Consider the following 17,638-nt stretch of genomic DNA (forward strand, 5'->3'; position numbering starts at 1 on the left):
CGCCATGTCCATGCACTTCTTCCCACGCGCCCTGTGCGCCCTGGCCGCCAGCCTGGTGCTGGCGGGCTGCTCCCTCGCCCCGGTCCACCAGCGTCCGCAGGCGCCCATTCCCACGCAGTGGCCGCAGCAGGATGCGGCGCCCGTGCTGTCCTCGTCGGCGGCCACGCTGGACTGGAACAGCTTCATCGCCGACCGCCAGCTGCGCCAGCTGGTGGACCTGGCCCAGGCCCACAACCGCGACCTGCGCCAGACCCTGCTCAACGTGGAGGCGGCACGCGCCCTGTACCAGGTGCAGCGCGCCGACCGCCTGCCGGGCGTGGGCCTGCAGGGCGGCGGCACGCGCCAGCGCCTGCCGGGCGACATGAATGCCACGGGCCAGCCGCAGGTGCAGGGCAGCTGGCAGGCCGGCCTGGGGCTGGCCGCCTTCGAGCTGGACCTGTTCGGCCGCGTGCGCAACCTGTCCGAAGCCGCCCTGGGCGAGTACCTGGCCACCGAAGAGGCCGCGCGCGCCGCCCGCATCAGCCTGGGCGCCGAAGTGGTGCAGGCCTACCTGTCCCGCGACGGGGCCCTGCGCCGCCTGCAACTGGCGCAGCGCACGCTGCAAAGCCGTGAATCCTCGCTGCGCCTGACCGCGCAGCGGCGCCAGGCGGGCACGGCCACCGCCCTGGATCACCAGGATGCCCTGGGCCTGGCCGCCCAGGCCCGCGCCGACGTGGAGCGCAGCGAACGCGAGCTGCGCCAGGCCGGCAACGCCCTGCTGCTGCTGACGGGCGTGGAGGATCTGGGGCCGTACCTGTCCGCACGGTCCGCAGGGTCTGCACAGTCGGCAAAGTCGTCCGACGTGCCCCTGCTGCTGCAGGACCTGTCGGCCGGCACGCCCTCCGAACTGCTCATCCACCGGCCCGACATCCAGGCGGCCGAGCACCGGCTGCGCGCGCGCAGCGCGGACATTGGTGCGGCGCGCGCGGCCTTCTTCCCGCGCATCTCGCTCACCGGGTTCCTGGGATCGTCCAGCGCCGATCTGTCCGACCTGTTCCGCTCGGGCCAGCGCGCCTGGTCGTTCACTCCCCAGGTCACGCTGCCCCTCTTCGACGGGGGGCGCAACCGCGCCAACCTCGACCTGGCCGTGCTGCGCAAGGACATGGCCGTGGCCGCCTACGAGCAGGCCATCCAGACCGCCTTCCGCGAAGTGGCCGACGCCCTGGCCGCCACCGACACGCTGCGCCGCGAGGAAGCCGCGCGCCTGGCACTGCGCGACAGCAGCCGCGAAAGCCTGCGGCTGGCGCAGGCCCGTTACCAGGCGGGGGTGGACGACCATCTGCGCTACCTGGACGCACAGCGCAACGCCTTCGCCAACGAAAGCGCCTACATCGATACCGTGACCCAGCGGCAGCTGGCGCTGGCCCAGCTGTTCCGCGTGCTGGGCGGCAGCTGGACTGCGCCGCCGACGCCATCACCACCGCAGTCCCAGCCTGTGGCGGCCTTCCAGCAGCCCTGAGCACCGAGCAGCCCTGAGCCCCGGCTACGCCGCCTCCACACGCGCGTTGTAGGCCGCCAGGGTCCGCTGCCAGGCGGGCCGGGCCAGGCATCTGTCGCGGTAGGCCACCACGGCGGGGCAGGGCGCGGTCAGCGTGCGGTCCGGGATGCAGGCGAGCACATGCGCCATCAGGATGTCGGCCACCGTGAATTCGTCGGTGGCAATGAAGCGGCGCCCGTCCAGCCAGCGCTCCAGGTTGCCCAGCATGCGATGCGCCCAGCCCACCAGAAATTCGCGGTGCTTGCCGCAGCTGCCATCGGCCGTCCAGTCCAGAACCATCAGGCTGAGCAGCGGCGGCTCCACCGTGTTCATGGCTGCAAAGCACCAGCGCAGCACCTGGGCCTCGCCGGTTGCATCGGAGGGCATCAGCCGGCCGCACTTCCTGGCCAGATGCAGCACGATGGCGGCCGACTCCGAAATCACCTGCCCGTCATCGTCCAGCGCCGGAATCTGCTCGAAGGGGCTGAGCCGGCGGTAGGCCTCGGTGTTCAGGTCGTGCGCGGGATGGTCCATGCCCGCGATCTCGAAGGGCAGCTGCATCTCTTCGAGTGCCCACAGCACGCGCAGATCGCGCGTGCGGCCGCGTGCGCCGGCATTGACCCTGGAAAAACCGTAGAGCTTGAGCATGGTGGCGTTCTCCGCAGTGGTGATCCTGCCGGCCATGCTACTCGTGGCTGCCGAGGTGTGGGCACCACCTGGCGTCCCGTTCACGGCAGCCCGTTCACCGCGCCCCGAACACCTCGGGCAGGGCGGCATCGCGCGGCATGCCGCCATAGCTCTTGGTGCCGCCCTGGCTGTCGATCACCACGATGCCCGGCGTGCCACGGAAGCCCAGGGACATCATCAGCTTGCGGTGGGCCTCCAGCGTCCTGCGCACGTCGGGGCTGACGCTGAAGGCGGGCGCTATGCCGCCCTGGGCGGACTTCTTCTCGTGCTCCATCAGTGCGGCCGCGCGGTCCGGGGCCTGCAGGATGGCGGCGGCCTTGGCCGGGCTGTCGTCCCGGATCACGCCCACCAGGATGTGGCGCAGCTGCACCTTGCCTGCGTCCACCCAGGGACGCGCGGCCTCCCAGAACTTGTGGCAGTACTTGCAGTTGGGGTCGGTGAAGGTATAGATCACGCGCGGCGCATCGGCCTTGCCATCGGGCACCCAGGTGGAGGTCTCCAGCTGCGCCTGCATGGTGTCGCCCGCCGGCTTGGCGGCCTGGACCTGGGCCTGGACCTTGGCCTGTGGCGCCTGGGCCGTGGCAGGGCCTTCTGCGGCCGTGGCCCATCCCGCCGCCAGAAAGAGGCTGGCAGCCATGCCTGCAAAAAGGACGGTGCGTTGAAGATGCATGGGAACTCCTTGAAACGGTTGAATGAATGAGGGGGCGGCGCTGCGCGAAAAGGGGCGCAACGCCTGGTGCTGTGGCAACAGCGGCGGACGGTGTGAGTCGGAGTGCATGCGCCGCGTTCCATCGGTCCAGGAAATCGCTTGCGGCAATCTCGCACACGACGGCCGACCGATCACACGCCGTTGCCGCCGCGTTGCAGCCCATGGGCTTCGCACGCCGCTGATTGTCATTGACACCCTTGCAGATGCTGCGCATCGGCGCTGGGCAGTCGTCATTGCAGACAGCCAGGGCGAGCGGGGCAGGGTGGAGGAGGGCTTGCGCCCGGCGCAGCAGGCAGTCTTGGAAGCGGGGGCCGGCCCCGCCTACGTGCTCAGGGCGCAGCGGCAATCTCGGTCTGGCCATCGGGCCCGGCCACCAGAGTGACGGGCAGGATCTGGGCCAGCATGCGTGCGAACTCGGCGGGGCGGCTGGTCTGGTAGCTGCCGCCAATGCGCAGGGCCGCCACGGCCGGGTCGTGCACCACCAGGCCGGTCGGCCCGTACCGCTCCAGCTCGGCCAGGGCGTCGGCCAGGGGCGTGTTCTCGAAGCGGATCAGTCCCTTGCGCCACAGCGCAATGCTGCCGGGCGCCACAGCCGACACCGGACCGAGCACGCCTGCAGGCGACACGCTCAGGGCCTGGCCCGCGACCAGGGCGGCGGGCGCGGCGCCAGCGGCTGCAGTGCCTTGCGCACCGGCCACGCGCACATGGCCTTCCTGCACGGCTACCTGCACGCTGCCGGCCTCCATGCCCGTGGCGCGATAGCGCACGGAAAACCGCGTGCCGCCCACGGTGACGCGCGCCGGGCCGGCCAGCACATGAAAGGGCCTGGCGCTGTCGGGCGCCACGGCGAACAGGATCTGCCCTTGCGTGATGCGCACCTCGCGCCGGTCGCGGTACAGGGCCACCTGCGCCTGGGTATCGGCATCCAGGGACAGTGCGGTGCCATCCGGCAAGGTGATGGTCTTGGCCTGGCCCCGTGGGGTCAGGTGGCTGCTGGTGAAGGTGGGCTGCTGCTGCCACTGGTGCCAGCCCACGCCCACGCCCACGGCCAGGGCCAGGGCCAGGGCCACCGTGCAGCACAGGGCCGCCAGGGCAGGGCGCGGCAGCAGGCGGGACCAGCTCCAGCCTTGGCGCTCTTCGGAGGACGGGCGCTGCGGGGCCGGTTCCGGGTGTGCGTGAGGCGCCGACTGCGAGCGCCGGCGTGCCTGCTCCGCGCGCAGGCGCGCCACCTGTTCGGGGGGAGTGGACCGCGCTGCCGCCAGGCTCTGGCCCAGGTGGCGCAAGGCAGCCTCGTGCGCCGTGCTGGCTGACAGCCATTCAGTGAATTCGGCTTCTTCCTCGGCGGTCAGGCCTTGCTCCATGCGCGTGTGCCAGTCGGCCGCAGCGAGGTCGATGGGGTTTTGCCCGCGGAAGAACTCTTCCAGTTCGCGCACCTGCCCAGCCTTGTCCAGGGGAGCGGTGCAGGAGCGGTAGCGGCGCATGCGTGCGGATTCCCGGCCTCAGAAGCTGGTCCAGTCCTGCGATTCGGCAGACGGTTTGGCCGCAGCGAGGCGTACAGGTCGTGCAGGGCGCGCACCGGCTGAGGGCTGTGCCGGCGCAGGCCTGGCCGGGGCCAGCGCAGATGCCGTGGCCGCGCGGGTGGGCACGGACGCCGGCAGCGGCGTCTGCAAACGCGGCTGCTGTGCCGCGCCGTCCTGGTCGCCCAGGCGGAAGATGGCCACGGCCTGCACCAGGCGCTGGGCCTGGGACTTGAGGCTGGAGGCCGCCGCCGCGCTTTCCTCCACCAGGGCGGCGTTTTGCTGCGTGACCTGGTCCATCTGGCTCATGGCCTGCCCGACCTGGGCCACACCGGCGCTTTGCTCGTCGCTGGCATTGCTGATCTCGCCCATGAGGTCGGTCACGCGCTGTATGGATTGCAGCACCTCGGCCATGGTGGTGCCGGCCTGGTCGGCCAGCTCCGTGCCCTGGCTGACGCGCGTGGCGCTGTCAGTGATGAGCTGCTTGATCTCGCGGGCGGCCTGCGCGCTGCGCTGGGCCAGGGTGCGTACCTCGGCGGCCACCACGGCGAAGCCCTTGCCCTGCTCGCCGGCACGTGCGGCCTCGACGGCGGCGTTCAGGGCCAGGATGTTGGTCTGGAAGGCGATGGAGTCGATCACGCCCACGATGTCGCCGATCTGGCGCGAGCTGGCATGGATGTCCTGCATGGCGCCCACGACCTCCTGCACCACGGCGCCGCCCTTGACCGCCACCTGGCTGGCGCCGCGCGCGAGCTGGTTGACCTGGCGTGCGTTGTCCGCGTTCTGCTGCACGGTGGAAGACAGCTCATCCATGGAGGCCGCCGTCTGCTGCAGCGCGCTGGCCTGTTGCTCGGTGCGGCGGCTCAGGTCGGCGTTGCCCTTGGCGATTTCCTCGCTGGCCATGGCCACGCTGTCGGCGTTGTCGCGCACATCGCTGACCACGCTGGCCAGGCTCTGGTGCATGGCGTTGAGCGAGGCCTGCACGCTGCCGGCGGGCGCTTCGCTGCGCACCAGTGCGGGGTCGAGGTTGCCATCGGCGATCTGGCGGGCGACTTCGCCGAGCTGGGCAGGCTCGGCCCCCAGCGCGCGTGTCAGGCCGCGCGCGATCAGCCGGCCCATGAGCAGGGCCAGCACGAAGGCGACCGCGCTCACGCCGATCTGCATGTTGCGTTGCTGCACATAGGACTGCGTGGCCTGCTCCACCATGACCTGGGCGTGCTGGCGCGTGAGCCGGCTGTACTCGTCGGTGGCCGCGATGAGCTGGGCCAGCAGCGGCCGGCACTCGCTGTTCATCTTGGCAATGGCCTCGTCCCTTTGCTGGCGCAGCGCCAGCGAAACGATGTCCAGCGCCACCGGGCCGTAGCGCTGCTCTATCTGGTCGATGCGGGCGACCAGGGCGCGAGCCTCCTCGCCCACCCCAGGCGCGGCCACCAGGGCCTTGAGCTGGTCCAGGTGGGACTTGACCGCGGCATGGGCGGCGTACACGGCCGTTTTTTCCATGTCCAGATCGGCTGGCGTGTTCACCAGCACCAGATTGCGCGCCGCGATGGCGCGGCTGTCCACGGCCGCGCGCACCTGTTCGGCCAGATGGGCGCGGGCGTTCACGCCGTCGACGAACTGCGTCAGGTTGCGGTCGGAACCGTCCAGCGCATGAAGGGCAGATACGGAAACCAGTGCGACCAGTAAAGCCAGGGCGGTAAAGGCGGCGTAGAGCTTGGTCTTGACGGTCCAGGTGCGGAGATTCATGGCGCTTTCCAGGTAGGTGGTGCAATTATCAGTTTCTATCAAAAATAAATGATTAATTTGATAAAACCCTAAGGGTGAATTGTTAAATTTCAACTTGAATTGACAAATTCAGGCTAGGTGGGTGTTAGGCGTTACCAGCCCGCTTCCCAAGCGGGCTGGATCAAGAAAGTCCGCATTTCATGAACGCATGCGGGTCTTGCACCTGGGATGCCGGGTGCGCCGGCGCTACAGTCGGGGCCCCTACCCCATGCATACCCCTCCCCACATCCAAGGCTGGTGCCCCGGCGCCTGGCAGCCCATGGCCTCCGGCGATGGGCTGGTGCTGCGCGTGCGCCCGCCGCTGGGCCGCCTGACGGTGGCCCAGGCGCGGCGGCTGGCGCGGCTGGCCTGGGTGCATGGCAACGGCGCGCTGGAGCTGTCCAGCCGCGCCAATGTGCAGTTGCGCGGCATTGCGCCCGGGCGGCACGCCGCCGTGCTGCGCGCCCTGGCGGCCGTGGGCCTGCTGGATGCCGACGCGGGCCGCGAGCGCCGCCGCAATCTGGTGGTCGACCCGCTATGCCGGCCGCAGGAGTCGGTCCATGCGCTGGGCCAGGCCCTGCAGCAGGCACTGGATGCGGCCGAGGATCTGGCCGGCCTGCCGGCCAAGTTCGGCTGGTCGGTGGAAGGCGCGCCGGGCCGGCTGGCCGGCGTGTCCGCCGATATCCGCCTGCAGCGCACCTCCACCGGCTGGCTGGTGCAGCCCGATGGACGGCAGCAGGCGCTGGCCGTGGCCGATGCCAGCCAGGCCGTGGCCGCAGGCCTGGCGCTGGCGCGCTGGTTTGCCGGTCAGGCCTCCCTTCGCCGCGCCCAGGGCTTGCGGCCCGGACGCATGGCCGCGGTGGCGGCGCAACTGCAGCCGCCCCCCGGACTGGACTGGGTGGAGACAGAAGCCCCGGCCCACGGCGAAGGACCGGCGCCCGGTGCCGTGCCCGGCGTGGGCTGGCTGCTGGGCGCGCCGCTGGGCCGCTTGCCGGCCGTGGCGCTGGCGCGGCTGGTGCGCGCCTTGCCTGAGCAGGCTTTTTTGCGTGTGACACCCTGGCGCATGCTGCTGGTGGAAGACGAAAACGCGGAAGCTGGTGCCGCCCTGCCTTGCTGGTGGGCGGCTGCAGGGCTGGACAACGCCGCTGACTGGATCACCCACGCCCATGACCCGCGCCTGCGCGTATCCGCCTGTACCGGCGCGCCGGGCTGCACCCAGGCCCTGGGTCCCACACAGTCCCTGGCGCTGGAGCTGGCGCCGCAGGTGCCCCACGGCGCGCACCTGCATGTGACCGGATGCGCCAAGGGCTGCGCGAGGCAGGCGCCGGCCACGGTGGTGCTGCGGGCAGAAGGTGAAGACGAGGGCGAAGGCCCTGTCTATTCCGTAGTGCGCCATGGCCGTGCCGGGGATAGGGCGCAGGAGCAGCGGACCCTGGCCTCGGTGCGAGACAATCCGGGATTGCTGTTTTCAAAAGAATAATGCTGCACCGCTACGAAACCGATGGCGCCGAGATCTACCGGCAGTCCTTTGCCACCATCCGCCGCGAGGCGGCGCTGGAACGCTTCACGCCTGTCGAGGAACGCGTGGTGGTGCGCATGATCCACGCCGCTGGCCTGGTGGAGCTGGCCCCGCACGTGGCCTTCTCGCCGGGCATGGCCGAGGCCGCCGCGCAGGCCCTGCAAAACGGCGCGCCCGTGCTGTGCGACGTGCGCATGGTCAGCGAGGGCATCACGCGCTCGCGCCTGCCCGCCGCCAACCCCATCATCTGCACGCTGCCGGACGAGCGCGTGCCCGCGCTGGCCCGTGACATGGGCAACACGCGCAGCGCCGCCGCGCTGGAGCTGTGGCGCCCGCACCTGGCCGGGGCCGTGGTGGCTATCGGCAATGCGCCCACGGCCTTGTTCCACCTGCTCAACATGCTGCAGGACCCGGCCTGCCCCCGGCCGGCCGCCATCATCGGCTGCCCCGTGGGCTTTGTGGGCGCCATGGAATCCAAGCAGGCGCTGATGCAGGACCTGCCCGTTCCCTGCATGGCCGTGCACGGCCGCCTGGGCGGCTCGGCCATCACCGTGGCCGCCATCAACGCACTGGCCAGCCATGTCGAGTAGGCAGCCGCGTCCCAGCCAGGGCGGGCCCGGCATTGTCTGCGTGGGCCTGGGCCCGGGCGACCCCGAACTCATGAGCGTCAAGGCCGACCGCCTGGTGCGCGGCGCCCGCCAGGTGGCGTTCTTCCGCAAGAAGGGCCGGCCCGGCAAGGCCCGCCAGCTGGTGGACGGCCTGCTGGCCCAAGGCGCCGCCGAGCACGCCATGGAGTACCCGGTGACCACCGAGCTGCCCGTGGACAGCCCCGCCTATGTGGACCTGCTGGCGCGCTTCTACGACGACTGGTGCCTGCGCCTGGAAGCGCTGGCGCAGACCGGGCAGGTGGTAGTGCTGTGCGAGGGCGACCCCTTCCTCTACGGCTCCTTCATGCATCTGTACACCCGGCTGCGCGAACGCGGGCAGGTGCCGCTGGACGTGGTGCCCGGCATCCCCGGCATGGTGGGCTGCTGGCACGCCACGGGCGAGCCCATCACCTGGGGCGACGACGTGCTCAGCGTGATGACCGGCACCCTGTCGGAAGACGAGCTGGTGCGCCGCATGCAGACGGCCGAGGCCCTGGTCGTCATGAAGGTCGGCCGCAACCTGCCGCGCATCCGCCGCGCCCTGCAGCGCACGGGCCGGCTTGACGCCGCCTGGCTGGTGCAGAACGGCACCACGGACAGCGAGCAGGTCGCGCGCCTGGGCGATGTGTCCGATGACGCCTGCCCCTATTTCGCCATCGTGCTCGTGCACGGCCAGGGCCGCCGGCCGGAGGCCGCATGGTGAGCGCCGGCCGCCTGACGGTGGTGGGGCTGGGTCCGGGCGCACTGGACCAGATCACGCCGGAAGCCGCAGCCGCTTTGCACGCGGCCGACGATGTGGTCGGCTACCTGCCCTATGTGTCTCGCGCGCAGGCCCTGCTGGCGCAGGCGGGTCAGGGCCAGGCCGTGGCCTGGCATGCCTCGGACAACCGCGTGGAGCTGGAGCGCGCGCGCCAGGCGCTGGCGCTGGCCGCACAAGGCCGGCAGGTGGTCGTGGTGTCCTCGGGCGACCCGGGCGTGTTCGCCATGGCGTCGGCCGTGTTCGAGGCCATTGAATTCGCCGATGCGGTGCAGGCCGCCGCCTGGCAGGCGCTCGATATCCAGGTGCTGCCCGGCATCACCGCCATGCTGGCGGCCGCCGCGCGCGCTGGTGCGCCGCTGGGCCATGACTTTTGCTGCATCAATCTCTCGGACAACCTCAAGCCCTGGCCGGTGATCGCGCGGCGCGTGGAACTGGCGGCCGAGGCCGACTTCGCCATGGCCTTCTACAACCCGCGCTCCAAGAGCCGGCCCGAAGGCTTTGTGCGCCTGCTGCAGCTGCTGCGCACCCGCTGCGAGCCGCAGCGCCTGCTGGTGTTCGCGCGCGCCGTGTCCACGCCCGAGGAACACTTGCACGTATGCATGCTGGCCGAGGCCACGCCCGAGATGGCCGACATGCGCACCGTGGTCCTGGTGGGCAACAGCGCCACGCGCCGCGTGGGCCGCTGGGTCTACACGCCACGCCACTACGGCATGGATGGCGGCGCGGGCGGTGCTGGCGGCGCGGGCGGTGCTATCGGCAGCACGCCATGAGCAATCCAGTGCAGCACCGCAGCCACCGACCCGGTGCGCTGGCGCTGCGGCAGCGCCGGGCGCTGCACCATCACCACGGGCAGACCCAGGGCGCGTGCGGCATCGAGCTTGCCGCGCGTGGCCTCGCCGCCTGCGTTCTTGGCCACCAGCCATTCGATGCCGTGCGTGCGCAGCAAGGCTTCATCGTCGTCCTCGCTGAAAGGACCGCGCCCCAGCACCACCGTGGTGTGGGGCAGGGGCAGGCTGCCGGGCTCGGGCGCATCGACCAGGCGCAGCAGATAGTGGTGCTGCGGCTGGCCCGCAAAGGCCGCAAGCTGCTTGCGGCCCACGGCCAGAAACACCCGGGCGGCTGCCTGGGGCAGGGCGGCAGCGGCGGCTTGCATGTCGGGCACGTCGATCCAGGCATCGCCGGCACTGGCCTGCCAGGGCTCGCGCTCCAGCGCCAGCAGCGGCGTGCCGGTGGCGGCGCAGGCCTCGCAGGCATTGCGGCTCATCTGTGCGGCAAATGGATGGGTGGCATCGACCACATGGCTGATGGCCTGCCCGCGCAGGAACTGCGCCAGGCCCTGGGCCCCGCCAAACCCGCCCACGCGGGTGGGCAGGGGCTGGGCCACGGGCGACTGCGTGACGCCCGCATACGAGAACACGGCGGCAATGCCGGCGCGGTGCAGGGCCTGGGCCAGCTGGCTGGCGCCGCTGGTGCCGCCCAGCAGGAGAACATGGGGCATGACTGATCCCTGGTTGACATTGGTGGGCCTGAACGAAGACGGCCTGGACGGCCTCTCGCCCGCCGCGCTGCGCGCGCTGGACGCGGCCGAGACCGTTTTTGGCGGGCCGCGCCACCTGGCGCTGGCCGGTGCCGGCGAGCGTGGACGGCCTTGGCCCGTGCCCTTTGACGTGGCGCCCGTGCTGGCTTGCCGTGGCCGGCCCACGGTGGTGCTGGCGTCGGGCGATCCGTTCTGGTTCGGGGCGGGCGGCAGCCTGGCGGCGCATCTGGCGCCGCAGGAGTGGCGCTGCCACGCCCAACCCTCGACATTTTCGCTGCTGGCGTCCCGCCTGGGCTGGAAGCTGGAAGACACGGTCTGCCTGGGCCTGCACGCCGGCCACGTGGAGCAGCTGCTGCCGCACCTGTCGCCAGGCCGCCAGTCGCTGGTGCTTCTGCGCGATGGCGCCGCCGTGGCCGCACTGGCGGACTGGCTGGTGCAGGAAGGCTGGGGCGACAGCCGCCTGGAAGTCCTGGAATCCGTGGGCGGCCCGCGCGAGCGCCGCCGCGCATGGCGCGCCGCCGAAGCCGCCCAGGCCCTGGCCGCCGACCCTGCCTGTGCGCCCGTGGCCGTGGCCGTGTTCGCCCAGGGCGGCGCGGCCCTGCCGCTGGTGCCGGGCCGGCCCAATCACTGGTACGCCAACGACGGCCAGATCACCAAGGCCCCGGCCCGCGCGTTGACCCTGGCGGCTCTTGCGCCGCGCCACGGCGAATGCCTGTGGGATGTGGGCGGCGGCTCGGGCTCGGTGGCCGTGGAGTGGTGCCTGGCCGGTGGCTCGGCCATCAGCCTGGAGCAGCATGCGGCGCGTGCGGACAACATCCGCCTCAACGCCCGGCGCTTCGGACTGCAGGCGCGCCTGCGCGTGGTGCAGGGCGTGGCGCCCGAGTCGCTGGCCGGGCTGCAGGCGCTGGCCCGGCCCCAGGCCGTGTTCGTGGGCGGGGGCTTTGACGCCGAATTGTTCGAGCGCCTGCAGGCCCTCATGCCCGCGGGCTGCCGCCTGGTCGTCAACGCCGTGACGCTGGAGACCGAGGCCCTGCTGGTGCAACTGCAGGCCGAGCACGGCGGCCAGCTGCTGCGGCTGGAGATTTCCAGCGCCGAGCCGCTGGGCCGCATGCGCAGCTGGAAGGCTGCGCGGCCGCTGGTGCAGTGGAGTTGGCAGCGGTGAACCCGGACGAAACCATCCCCCACCGCTGCGGCGTGCTGGGCCTGGGCCTGCACACGGACGCACTGCCCCATGCGCTGCAGGCGCTGTGGCAGCGGGCGCAGGCGCAGCTGCCGGAAAGCGCAGACGCAGGCGCTTGCGCGCCCCAGCCCATCTGCGCCGTGGCCGTGCTGGACACCAAGGCCGGCCACCCGGCGCTGGCCGCCTGGATGGCGGCTGTCGTGCCCATGGCCGTTCTGGTGCGCGTGCCGCCAGGGCAGCTGCCTGGGCAGCCCGTGGTCACGCAGTCGCCGCGCATGCTGGCGCGCTATGGCACGGGCAGCGTGGCCGAGGCGGCGGCGCTGGCCGCCGCAGGCCCGCACTCCGCCCTGAGCGTGACCCGCCTGGTGGCGGACGACGGCAGCGCCACCCTGGCCCTGGCCGTGGGCCAGGGCGGACCTCTGAACTGTTGCCTGGCCCACGCCAGCCAGGCCAAGAAACAAGGAGCAACGGCATGACCGTGCATTTCATCGGCGCCGGCCCCGGCGCCGCCGACCTGATCACCGTGCGCGGGCGCGACCTCATGGCGGCCTGCCCGGTCTGCCTGTACGCAGGCTCGCTGATACCGCGCGAGCTGCTGGCGCACTGCCCGCCGGGCGCGCGCATCGTCAACACCGCATCCATGAGCCTGGACGACATCGTGGCCGAGATCCAGGCCGCCGAGGCGCGTGGCGAAGACGTGGCGCGCCTGCACTCGGGCGACCTGTCCGTGTGGTCGGCCATGGGCGAGCAACTGCGCCGCCTGCGCGAGGCCGGCATTGCCTACACCGTCACGCCCGGCGTGCCCTCGTTCGCGGCTGCCGCCGCCACGCTGGGCGCGGAGCTGACCCTGCCCGGCCTGTGCCAGTCCGTGGTGCTGACGCGCACCTCGGGCCGCGCCACGGCCATGCCCGAGGGCGAGAACCTGGCCGCCTTCGCGGCCACGGGCGCCGTGCTGGCCATCCATCTGTCCATCCATGTGGCCGCCAAGGTGCAGTCCGAGCTGCTGCCGCACTACGGCGCCGACTGCCCCGTGGCCATCGTCTGGCGCGCCAGCTGGCCTGACGAAACCGTGGTGCGCACCACGGTGGGCAGCCTGGCCGAGGCCGTGGCCACCCACATGGAGCGCACGGCCCTGATCCTGGTGGGCCGCAGCCTGCAGGCCGAGGACTTCGGCGAAAGCCGCCTCTACGCGGCCGACTACGACCGCCGCTACCGCCCGCTGGGCACCGAGCCGCGCTTTCCCGCCACCGATGTGCATGCGGGTGCCACGCTGGATACCGCGAGGGATACCTTGAGGGACACCGTGAGCGACACCGTGATCGACGTGCCCCTCGGGAACCCCGCCCCATGAGCGCGGCCCTGCCGCCCGTGGCGCTGAGCCTGATCGGCATCGGCACGGGCAACCCCGACCACCTCACGCGCGAAGCCCAGGCCGCCATGCAGGCCGCCGACCTGATCCTGCTGCCGCACAAGGGCGAGGACAAGGCCGAACTCGCCGCCCTGCGCCGCGACCTGTGCGATGCCGTGCTCACTGCGCCCGGCCCGCGCATCGAAGGCTTCGACATGCCCGTGCGCCGCAGCGTGGGCGACGACTACCTGGCCCAGGTCGATGAATGGCATGCGGCCATCACGCGCTGCTGGCAGGCGGCCATCGCCCGGTCCCTGGACGAGGGGCTGCAGCCGCGCACCCCCGGCCAGCCCTTGCAGGTCGCCCTGCTGGTCTGGGGGGACCCGGCGCTGTACGACAGCACCCTGCGCATTGCCGCGCGCATGCAGCCGGCGCCGCACAGCGTGCGCGTGGTGGCGGGCATCAGCTCCATGCAGGTGCTGTGCGCCGCGCATGCGATTGCGCTCAACGGCATAGGCCAGCCCTTCGTGGTGACCACGGGCCGCCAGCTGCGCGAGCAGGGCTGGCCGCCCGGCGTGGACACGGCTGTGGTGATGCTGGACGGACAGTGCAGCTTCACCGAGCTGCCCTCCCATGGCCTGCACATCTGGTGGGGTGCCTACCTGGGCATGGACCGCCAGATGCTGGACAGCGGCCCGCTGGCCGAGGCCGCCCCCCGCATCGTGCAGGCCCGCGCCGCAGCGCGCGAGCGGCATGGCTGGATCATGGATATCTACCTGCTGCGGCGCGGCGGCTGAGGCCGAGGCTGCTGCCGACGCCGGCCCCCACGCTGTACACCCCCTTCATCAAGGAATCCCGCCATGCAGATGGACAACATCCCCTTCAACACCACCGACTGGGCCGCCGTGGCGCCCACCGAGCATTCGGCCGAGGCCGGCCAGGCGTTCTGGCGCACACAGAACTTCGGCAACATCCGCGTGCGCACGGTGGAGTACACGCCCGGCTATGTCTCCGACCACTGGTGCACCAAGGGCCATGTGCTGCTGTGTCTGGAAGGCGAGCTGGAGACCGAACTGGCGGACGGCCGCCGCTTCACGCTGACGCCCGGCATGAGCTACCAGGTGGCGGACAACGCGGAGCCGCACCGCTCGCGCTCACCCAAGGGCGCCAGGCTCTTCGTGGTGGACTGAACCTGCAGGCACGATCGGCACGGCAGCGCGCTGCAGGTCAGCGACAGGTTCGCGTCGGCGCGGGCGAGAGCTGCGCAAACGTGCCGTCATTGAGTGGCGTAAGGCACGGGTTGCCAGGGTGCTCATGCCCGGGCGGTGGAATGCCTGACGGGCGGACGGCTCTCCAGGTACGCAGTCATCGGCCATCAACGCAGCGGTGAAGTAGGCATTGCCGCTGGCCACAGCCCCTGTGGCTGGGCTTGTGCACAATGAAGAGCTTTCGCCCAGCCTCTTCACGCGATGCAGCAAGAACCCGACTTCCTCCACAACCTGAACCAGGAATTCCGGGACGGCAGGCGCTGGCTGGACCGCACCATCGTGCTGGCCTATGCGGCCGCCGCCGGGCTGTGCGTGGTGGCCTTCACGCTGATGGCCGACGCGGGCTTTGAACTCTTCGAGAGCATTTACCACTGGCAGGGCGGCTGGGCCGTTCTGCTGTGGATGCCTGCCGTCACGGCGGGCGCCGTGTGGCTCACGCGGCGCTGGGCGCCGGGCGCGGCGGGGTCGGGCATTCCGCAGGTGATCGCCACGCTGGACCCGGCGCTGGACCCCGCGCAGCGCGGGCGCTTCGTGTCGCTGTGGCTGTCCTTCGCCAAGATGGTCCTGGCCAGCGCGGGCTTTGCGGCGGGGCTGTCGATCGGGCGCGAGGGGCCTTCGGTGCAGGTGGCCGCCGGTGTCATGCACCATGCGCGGCGCTGGTTCGGGCCGCATTCGGGCATCAGCCACCATGCGCTGCTGGTGGCCGGCGGCGCGGCCGGCATTGCGGCGGCCTTCAACGCGCCGCTGGCGGGCGTGGTCTTCGCCATCGAGGAGCTGTCGCGCAAGCTGGAGTCGCGCTCCAGCGGCCTGATCATCGCGGCCATCGTGCTGGCCGGCCTGATGGGCGTGTCGGCCTTCGGCAACCTCAGCTATTTCGGGCGCATCCAGGTGCCCCACCTGACCTGGGACGCGCTGCTGCCCGGCCTGTGCGTGACCCTGGCCTGCGGCGTGCTGGGAGGCCTCTTCGCCAAGCTGCTGGCCGCTTCGCTGACCCGCGCGCCCGAGCGGCTCAACCAGCTGCGTGCGCGCTTTCCCATCCGCTTCGCGGCGGCGATCGCGCTGGTGATCGCCGTCATCGGCATGGTCACGGGCGGCGCCACCTTCGGCGCGGGCTCGGAGGCCGTCAAGCACATGCTGGCGGGCCAGGCCGACGTGCCCTCGTTCTACGTCACCCTGAAGTTCATCGCCACCTGGCTGTCGGCCTGGGTGGGCGTGCCGGGCGGCATCTTCGCGCCCTCGCTGTCGATTGGCGCGGGCGTGGGCCACAACGTGGCCGGCCTGATGGGCGCAGACATCGCGCCCGCCCTCATCGCCATGGGCATGGCCGCCTTCCTGGCCGCCGTGACGCAGGCGCCGCTGACGGCCTTCATCATCGTGATGGAGATGGTGGACGGCCACTCCATGGTGCTCAGCCTCATGGCCGCTGCCATGCTGGCCAGCCTGGTCTCGCGCATGCTGGCCCGGCCGCTGTACGAGACGCTGGCCCAGCACATGCTGAGTCTGGTGCCTGCTCCTGCTCCCGAGCCTGCACCTGCACCTGAGCCTGCACCGGCCGCCGTGCCGGAACCGGAGCCCGCCAGCCCCGCAGAGCCGGCTGCACCCCCCAAGGACCAGGACAAGCCCGCAGGCGCCTGAGCCGGGCGCGCTTGGCTGACAGGCAATGGCGAAGGGCGATGGCCTGGGCGCGGTGCACGCCACGCCATGCTCGCTTCCTGAGTCCTGACGCACAACCCGAGGAAAGGAACGCGCCATGTGGGAGGAAGTAACCAGCACCCTGGCCGAGGAATTCTCCAGCCTGCCCGATGCGGCCGAGGTCACGCGCGTCATGGTGCGCCTGCTGCTGGCGGCCCTGCTGGGCGGCATCGTCGGCTACGAGCGAGAACACAAGGGCAAGGCCGCCGGCCTGCGCACCCACATGCTGGTGGCCATGGGCGCGGCGCTGTTCGTGCTGGTGCCCGAGCGCGGCGGCATGGGCATTGCCGACATGAGCCGCGTGATCCAGGGCGTGGTGGCCGGCGTGGGCTTCCTGGGCGCGGGCGCCATCATCAAGCGCCACTCCGAGGAACAGGTGCAGGGCCTGACCACGGCCGCCGGCATCTGGATGACGGCCGCCATCGGCGTGGCCTGCGGCCTGGGGCGCGAAGCCATCGCGCTGCTGGCCACGCTGCTGGCCATCGTCATCCTCGTGATGCTGCCGCACGTGGTCAGTGCGCCGCCCCCGCAGGCTGACGCGGAGCCTGATACCAAGCCGCGGGAGTCTTGAGGGCGGGCTGCGGCTCAGGCGTGCGGCGGTGAGTCGGGTGGTGGGGACTTCGCCTGTGCCAGCAAACTGTCCCAATCGCCAGGAGGGTGCCCGTTGGCGAGCATTTTTCGGAACACCCTGTAGGCATCGTCGCTGCCCTCATAGGCTCGCTTGGTGTCCTCATCGTTGACCCAGGCGAACACGATGATTTTGCTGGGGGCGTGAAAGCGGAAGAACAGGCGGTACTGCTGGAAGAACCTGGCCCGAAACCAGTGCTTGTGCTCCTCGCCCAGGGTATGGCCCTGACGGTAGTCTGGCCGCGTCGGATCCTGCGGGATGACATCGAATGCCAGCTTGCGGATCGCCGCCAATCGCTTGGTCGCGTTCTTGCGTGTGTACCCGCCAGGGTCCTTCGTTTTCAGACCCTCCACTTCCTGGCTCAACGCCTGCAGCTGGGCCAGGAAAAGCGGGTGCATGAATACCGTCCAGCCGTGGATGCGCAAGGGGGCGGGCGGTACGGCGCTCATTCGTCGTCTGCCGAAAGCGGTGCATCCAGATCGACCTCGATGCCTTCGGTCAGCGCCTGGATCTGCTGCGCCAGACGGGCATCCATGGTCTGCAGGCGCTCGGGGTGGGCTGCCATGTCCTGGGCCAGAAAGCCGAGAAACTGACCCAGCACGGGATCGGCATCCTCGGCGGAGTCGGCGCGACTGAGCACGACCTCCCCGTCGGGCAGGATGGTGTAGTGGATCCTGTCGCGCTTGCTCAGGTGCAATGCGCGGCGAACGGCTTCGGGAATGGTGGTCTGGTAGCGGTCAGTGAGCGTGGATTCGGCTTCAAGTGTCGAAAACATGATGGCATCTCCTGATAGGCTGCCATGCATGGTAATGCAGGTGCATTACCATGCCCGGGCGAAAGGTTCCTTCCCCAAAAAGCACGCGCAT

General features: G+C 71.1%; 19 protein-coding genes. 12 read left to right on the plus strand and 7 right to left on the minus strand.

Annotated elements, in window-relative coordinates:
• Positions 1-4: 4 nt before the first annotated feature.
• Entirely contained in the window at positions 5-1,498 is a 1,494-nt protein-coding gene (locus tag ACUTR7_RS20235) for an efflux transporter outer membrane subunit (RefSeq protein WP_445609664.1), read from the plus strand.
• Between the two features lie 24 nt (positions 1,499-1,522).
• Here the strand turns inward: ACUTR7_RS20235 and ACUTR7_RS20240 are convergent, their stop codons facing one another.
• The 4 genes from ACUTR7_RS20240 to ACUTR7_RS20255 all read right to left on the minus strand — a co-directional run bounded on the left by ACUTR7_RS20240 (position 1,523) and on the right by ACUTR7_RS20255 (position 6,175).
• Positions 1,523-2,200: a glutathione S-transferase family protein gene (locus ACUTR7_RS20240; RefSeq protein WP_225971012.1), complete on the minus strand. Its 678-nt coding sequence runs from the start codon at positions 2,198-2,200 to the stop codon at positions 1,523-1,525.
• A 58-nt stretch (positions 2,201-2,258) separates the two neighbouring features.
• Positions 2,259-2,873 (minus strand): thiol:disulfide interchange protein DsbG, encoded by a 615-nt coding sequence (dsbG, locus tag ACUTR7_RS20245; protein ID WP_445609665.1) that lies wholly within the window; start codon positions 2,871-2,873, stop codon positions 2,259-2,261.
• Between the two features lie 368 nt (positions 2,874-3,241).
• Entirely contained in the window at positions 3,242-4,393 is a 1,152-nt protein-coding gene (locus tag ACUTR7_RS20250; protein WP_445609666.1) for a FecR family protein, read from the minus strand.
• A gap of 18 nt (positions 4,394-4,411) precedes the next feature.
• Positions 4,412-6,175, minus strand: coding sequence for a methyl-accepting chemotaxis protein (locus ACUTR7_RS20255; protein WP_445609667.1), 1,764 nt, complete (start codon positions 6,173-6,175; stop codon positions 4,412-4,414).
• A 247-nt stretch (positions 6,176-6,422) separates the two neighbouring features.
• Between ACUTR7_RS20255 and cobG the strand changes: the two genes are divergently transcribed.
• Genes cobG through cobJ form a run of 4 tightly spaced genes read left to right on the plus strand, consistent with a single transcriptional unit; the run spans position 6,423 to position 9,889 of the window.
• A complete protein-coding gene (cobG, locus tag ACUTR7_RS20260) occupies positions 6,423-7,673 on the plus strand; it encodes a precorrin-3B synthase (protein WP_445609668.1) in 1,251 nt (416 codons plus the stop codon).
• On the plus strand, positions 7,673-8,302 hold the full coding sequence (locus ACUTR7_RS20265) for a precorrin-8X methylmutase (RefSeq protein WP_034397236.1): 630 nt from the start codon (positions 7,673-7,675) through the stop codon (positions 8,300-8,302). The genes cobG and ACUTR7_RS20265 overlap by 1 nt, the downstream gene beginning before the upstream one ends.
• Positions 8,292-9,062 (plus strand): precorrin-2 C(20)-methyltransferase, encoded by a 771-nt coding sequence (gene cobI, locus ACUTR7_RS20270; RefSeq protein WP_013800508.1) that lies wholly within the window; start codon positions 8,292-8,294, stop codon positions 9,060-9,062. Before ACUTR7_RS20265 ends, cobI begins: the two co-directional genes overlap by 11 nt.
• On the plus strand, positions 9,056-9,889 hold the full coding sequence (gene cobJ, locus ACUTR7_RS20275) for a precorrin-3B C(17)-methyltransferase (RefSeq protein WP_445609669.1): 834 nt from the start codon (positions 9,056-9,058) through the stop codon (positions 9,887-9,889). Before cobI ends, cobJ begins: the two co-directional genes overlap by 7 nt.
• Here cobJ and ACUTR7_RS20280 read toward each other — a convergent pair.
• Complete coding sequence (locus ACUTR7_RS20280) at positions 9,823-10,617, minus strand: cobalt-precorrin-6A reductase (protein ID WP_445609670.1); 795 nt, start codon at positions 10,615-10,617, stop codon at positions 9,823-9,825. The genes cobJ and ACUTR7_RS20280 overlap by 67 nt on opposite strands.
• Here ACUTR7_RS20280 and cbiE point away from each other — a divergent pair.
• From cbiE to ACUTR7_RS20315, 7 genes are all read left to right on the plus strand, one after another.
• The gene (cbiE, locus tag ACUTR7_RS20285) at positions 10,616-11,818 is read left to right on the plus strand and encodes a precorrin-6y C5,15-methyltransferase (decarboxylating) subunit CbiE (protein ID WP_445609671.1); all 1,203 of its coding nucleotides are present in this window, start codon (positions 10,616-10,618) and stop codon (positions 11,816-11,818) included. The two genes, ACUTR7_RS20280 and cbiE, sit on opposite strands and share 2 nt — an antisense overlap.
• Positions 11,815-12,312 (plus strand): cobalamin biosynthesis protein, encoded by a 498-nt coding sequence (locus ACUTR7_RS20290; RefSeq protein WP_445609672.1) that lies wholly within the window; start codon positions 11,815-11,817, stop codon positions 12,310-12,312. The genes cbiE and ACUTR7_RS20290 overlap by 4 nt, the downstream gene beginning before the upstream one ends.
• Positions 12,309-13,187, plus strand: coding sequence for a precorrin-4 C(11)-methyltransferase (cobM, locus tag ACUTR7_RS20295; protein ID WP_154833464.1), 879 nt, complete (start codon positions 12,309-12,311; stop codon positions 13,185-13,187). Before ACUTR7_RS20290 ends, cobM begins: the two co-directional genes overlap by 4 nt.
• Positions 13,184-13,981 (plus strand): precorrin-6A synthase (deacetylating), encoded by a 798-nt coding sequence (gene cobF, locus ACUTR7_RS20300; RefSeq protein ID WP_034397224.1) that lies wholly within the window; start codon positions 13,184-13,186, stop codon positions 13,979-13,981. Before cobM ends, cobF begins: the two co-directional genes overlap by 4 nt.
• Before the next feature lie 63 nt (positions 13,982-14,044).
• Positions 14,045-14,374 (plus strand): DHCW motif cupin fold protein, encoded by a 330-nt coding sequence (locus ACUTR7_RS20305; RefSeq protein ID WP_013800515.1) that lies wholly within the window; start codon positions 14,045-14,047, stop codon positions 14,372-14,374.
• A gap of 279 nt (positions 14,375-14,653) precedes the next feature.
• Positions 14,654-16,087 carry a chloride channel protein gene (locus ACUTR7_RS20310; RefSeq protein ID WP_445609673.1) on the plus strand — a complete coding sequence of 478 codons (1,434 nt, stop codon included), beginning with the start codon at positions 14,654-14,656 and terminating at the stop codon, positions 16,085-16,087.
• 115 nt (positions 16,088-16,202) lie between these two features.
• Positions 16,203-16,715: an MgtC/SapB family protein gene (locus ACUTR7_RS20315; protein WP_445609674.1), complete on the plus strand. Its 513-nt coding sequence runs from the start codon at positions 16,203-16,205 to the stop codon at positions 16,713-16,715.
• Positions 16,716-16,729: 14 nt separating this feature from the next.
• On the opposite strand, the gene ACUTR7_RS20320 is transcribed toward ACUTR7_RS20315, so the two are convergent.
• Both ACUTR7_RS20320 and ACUTR7_RS20325 read right to left on the minus strand, forming a co-directional pair.
• Positions 16,730-17,221 (minus strand): type II toxin-antitoxin system YhaV family toxin, encoded by a 492-nt coding sequence (locus ACUTR7_RS20320; RefSeq protein ID WP_445609675.1) that lies wholly within the window; start codon positions 17,219-17,221, stop codon positions 16,730-16,732.
• A complete protein-coding gene (locus ACUTR7_RS20325; RefSeq protein ID WP_445609676.1) occupies positions 17,218-17,547 on the minus strand; it encodes a type II toxin-antitoxin system PrlF family antitoxin in 330 nt (109 codons plus the stop codon). Before ACUTR7_RS20325 ends, ACUTR7_RS20320 begins: the two co-directional genes overlap by 4 nt.
• Between the last annotated feature and the right edge of the window lie 91 nt (positions 17,548-17,638).

The organism is Delftia sp. NA_296.1 (genome assembly GCF_052692095.1).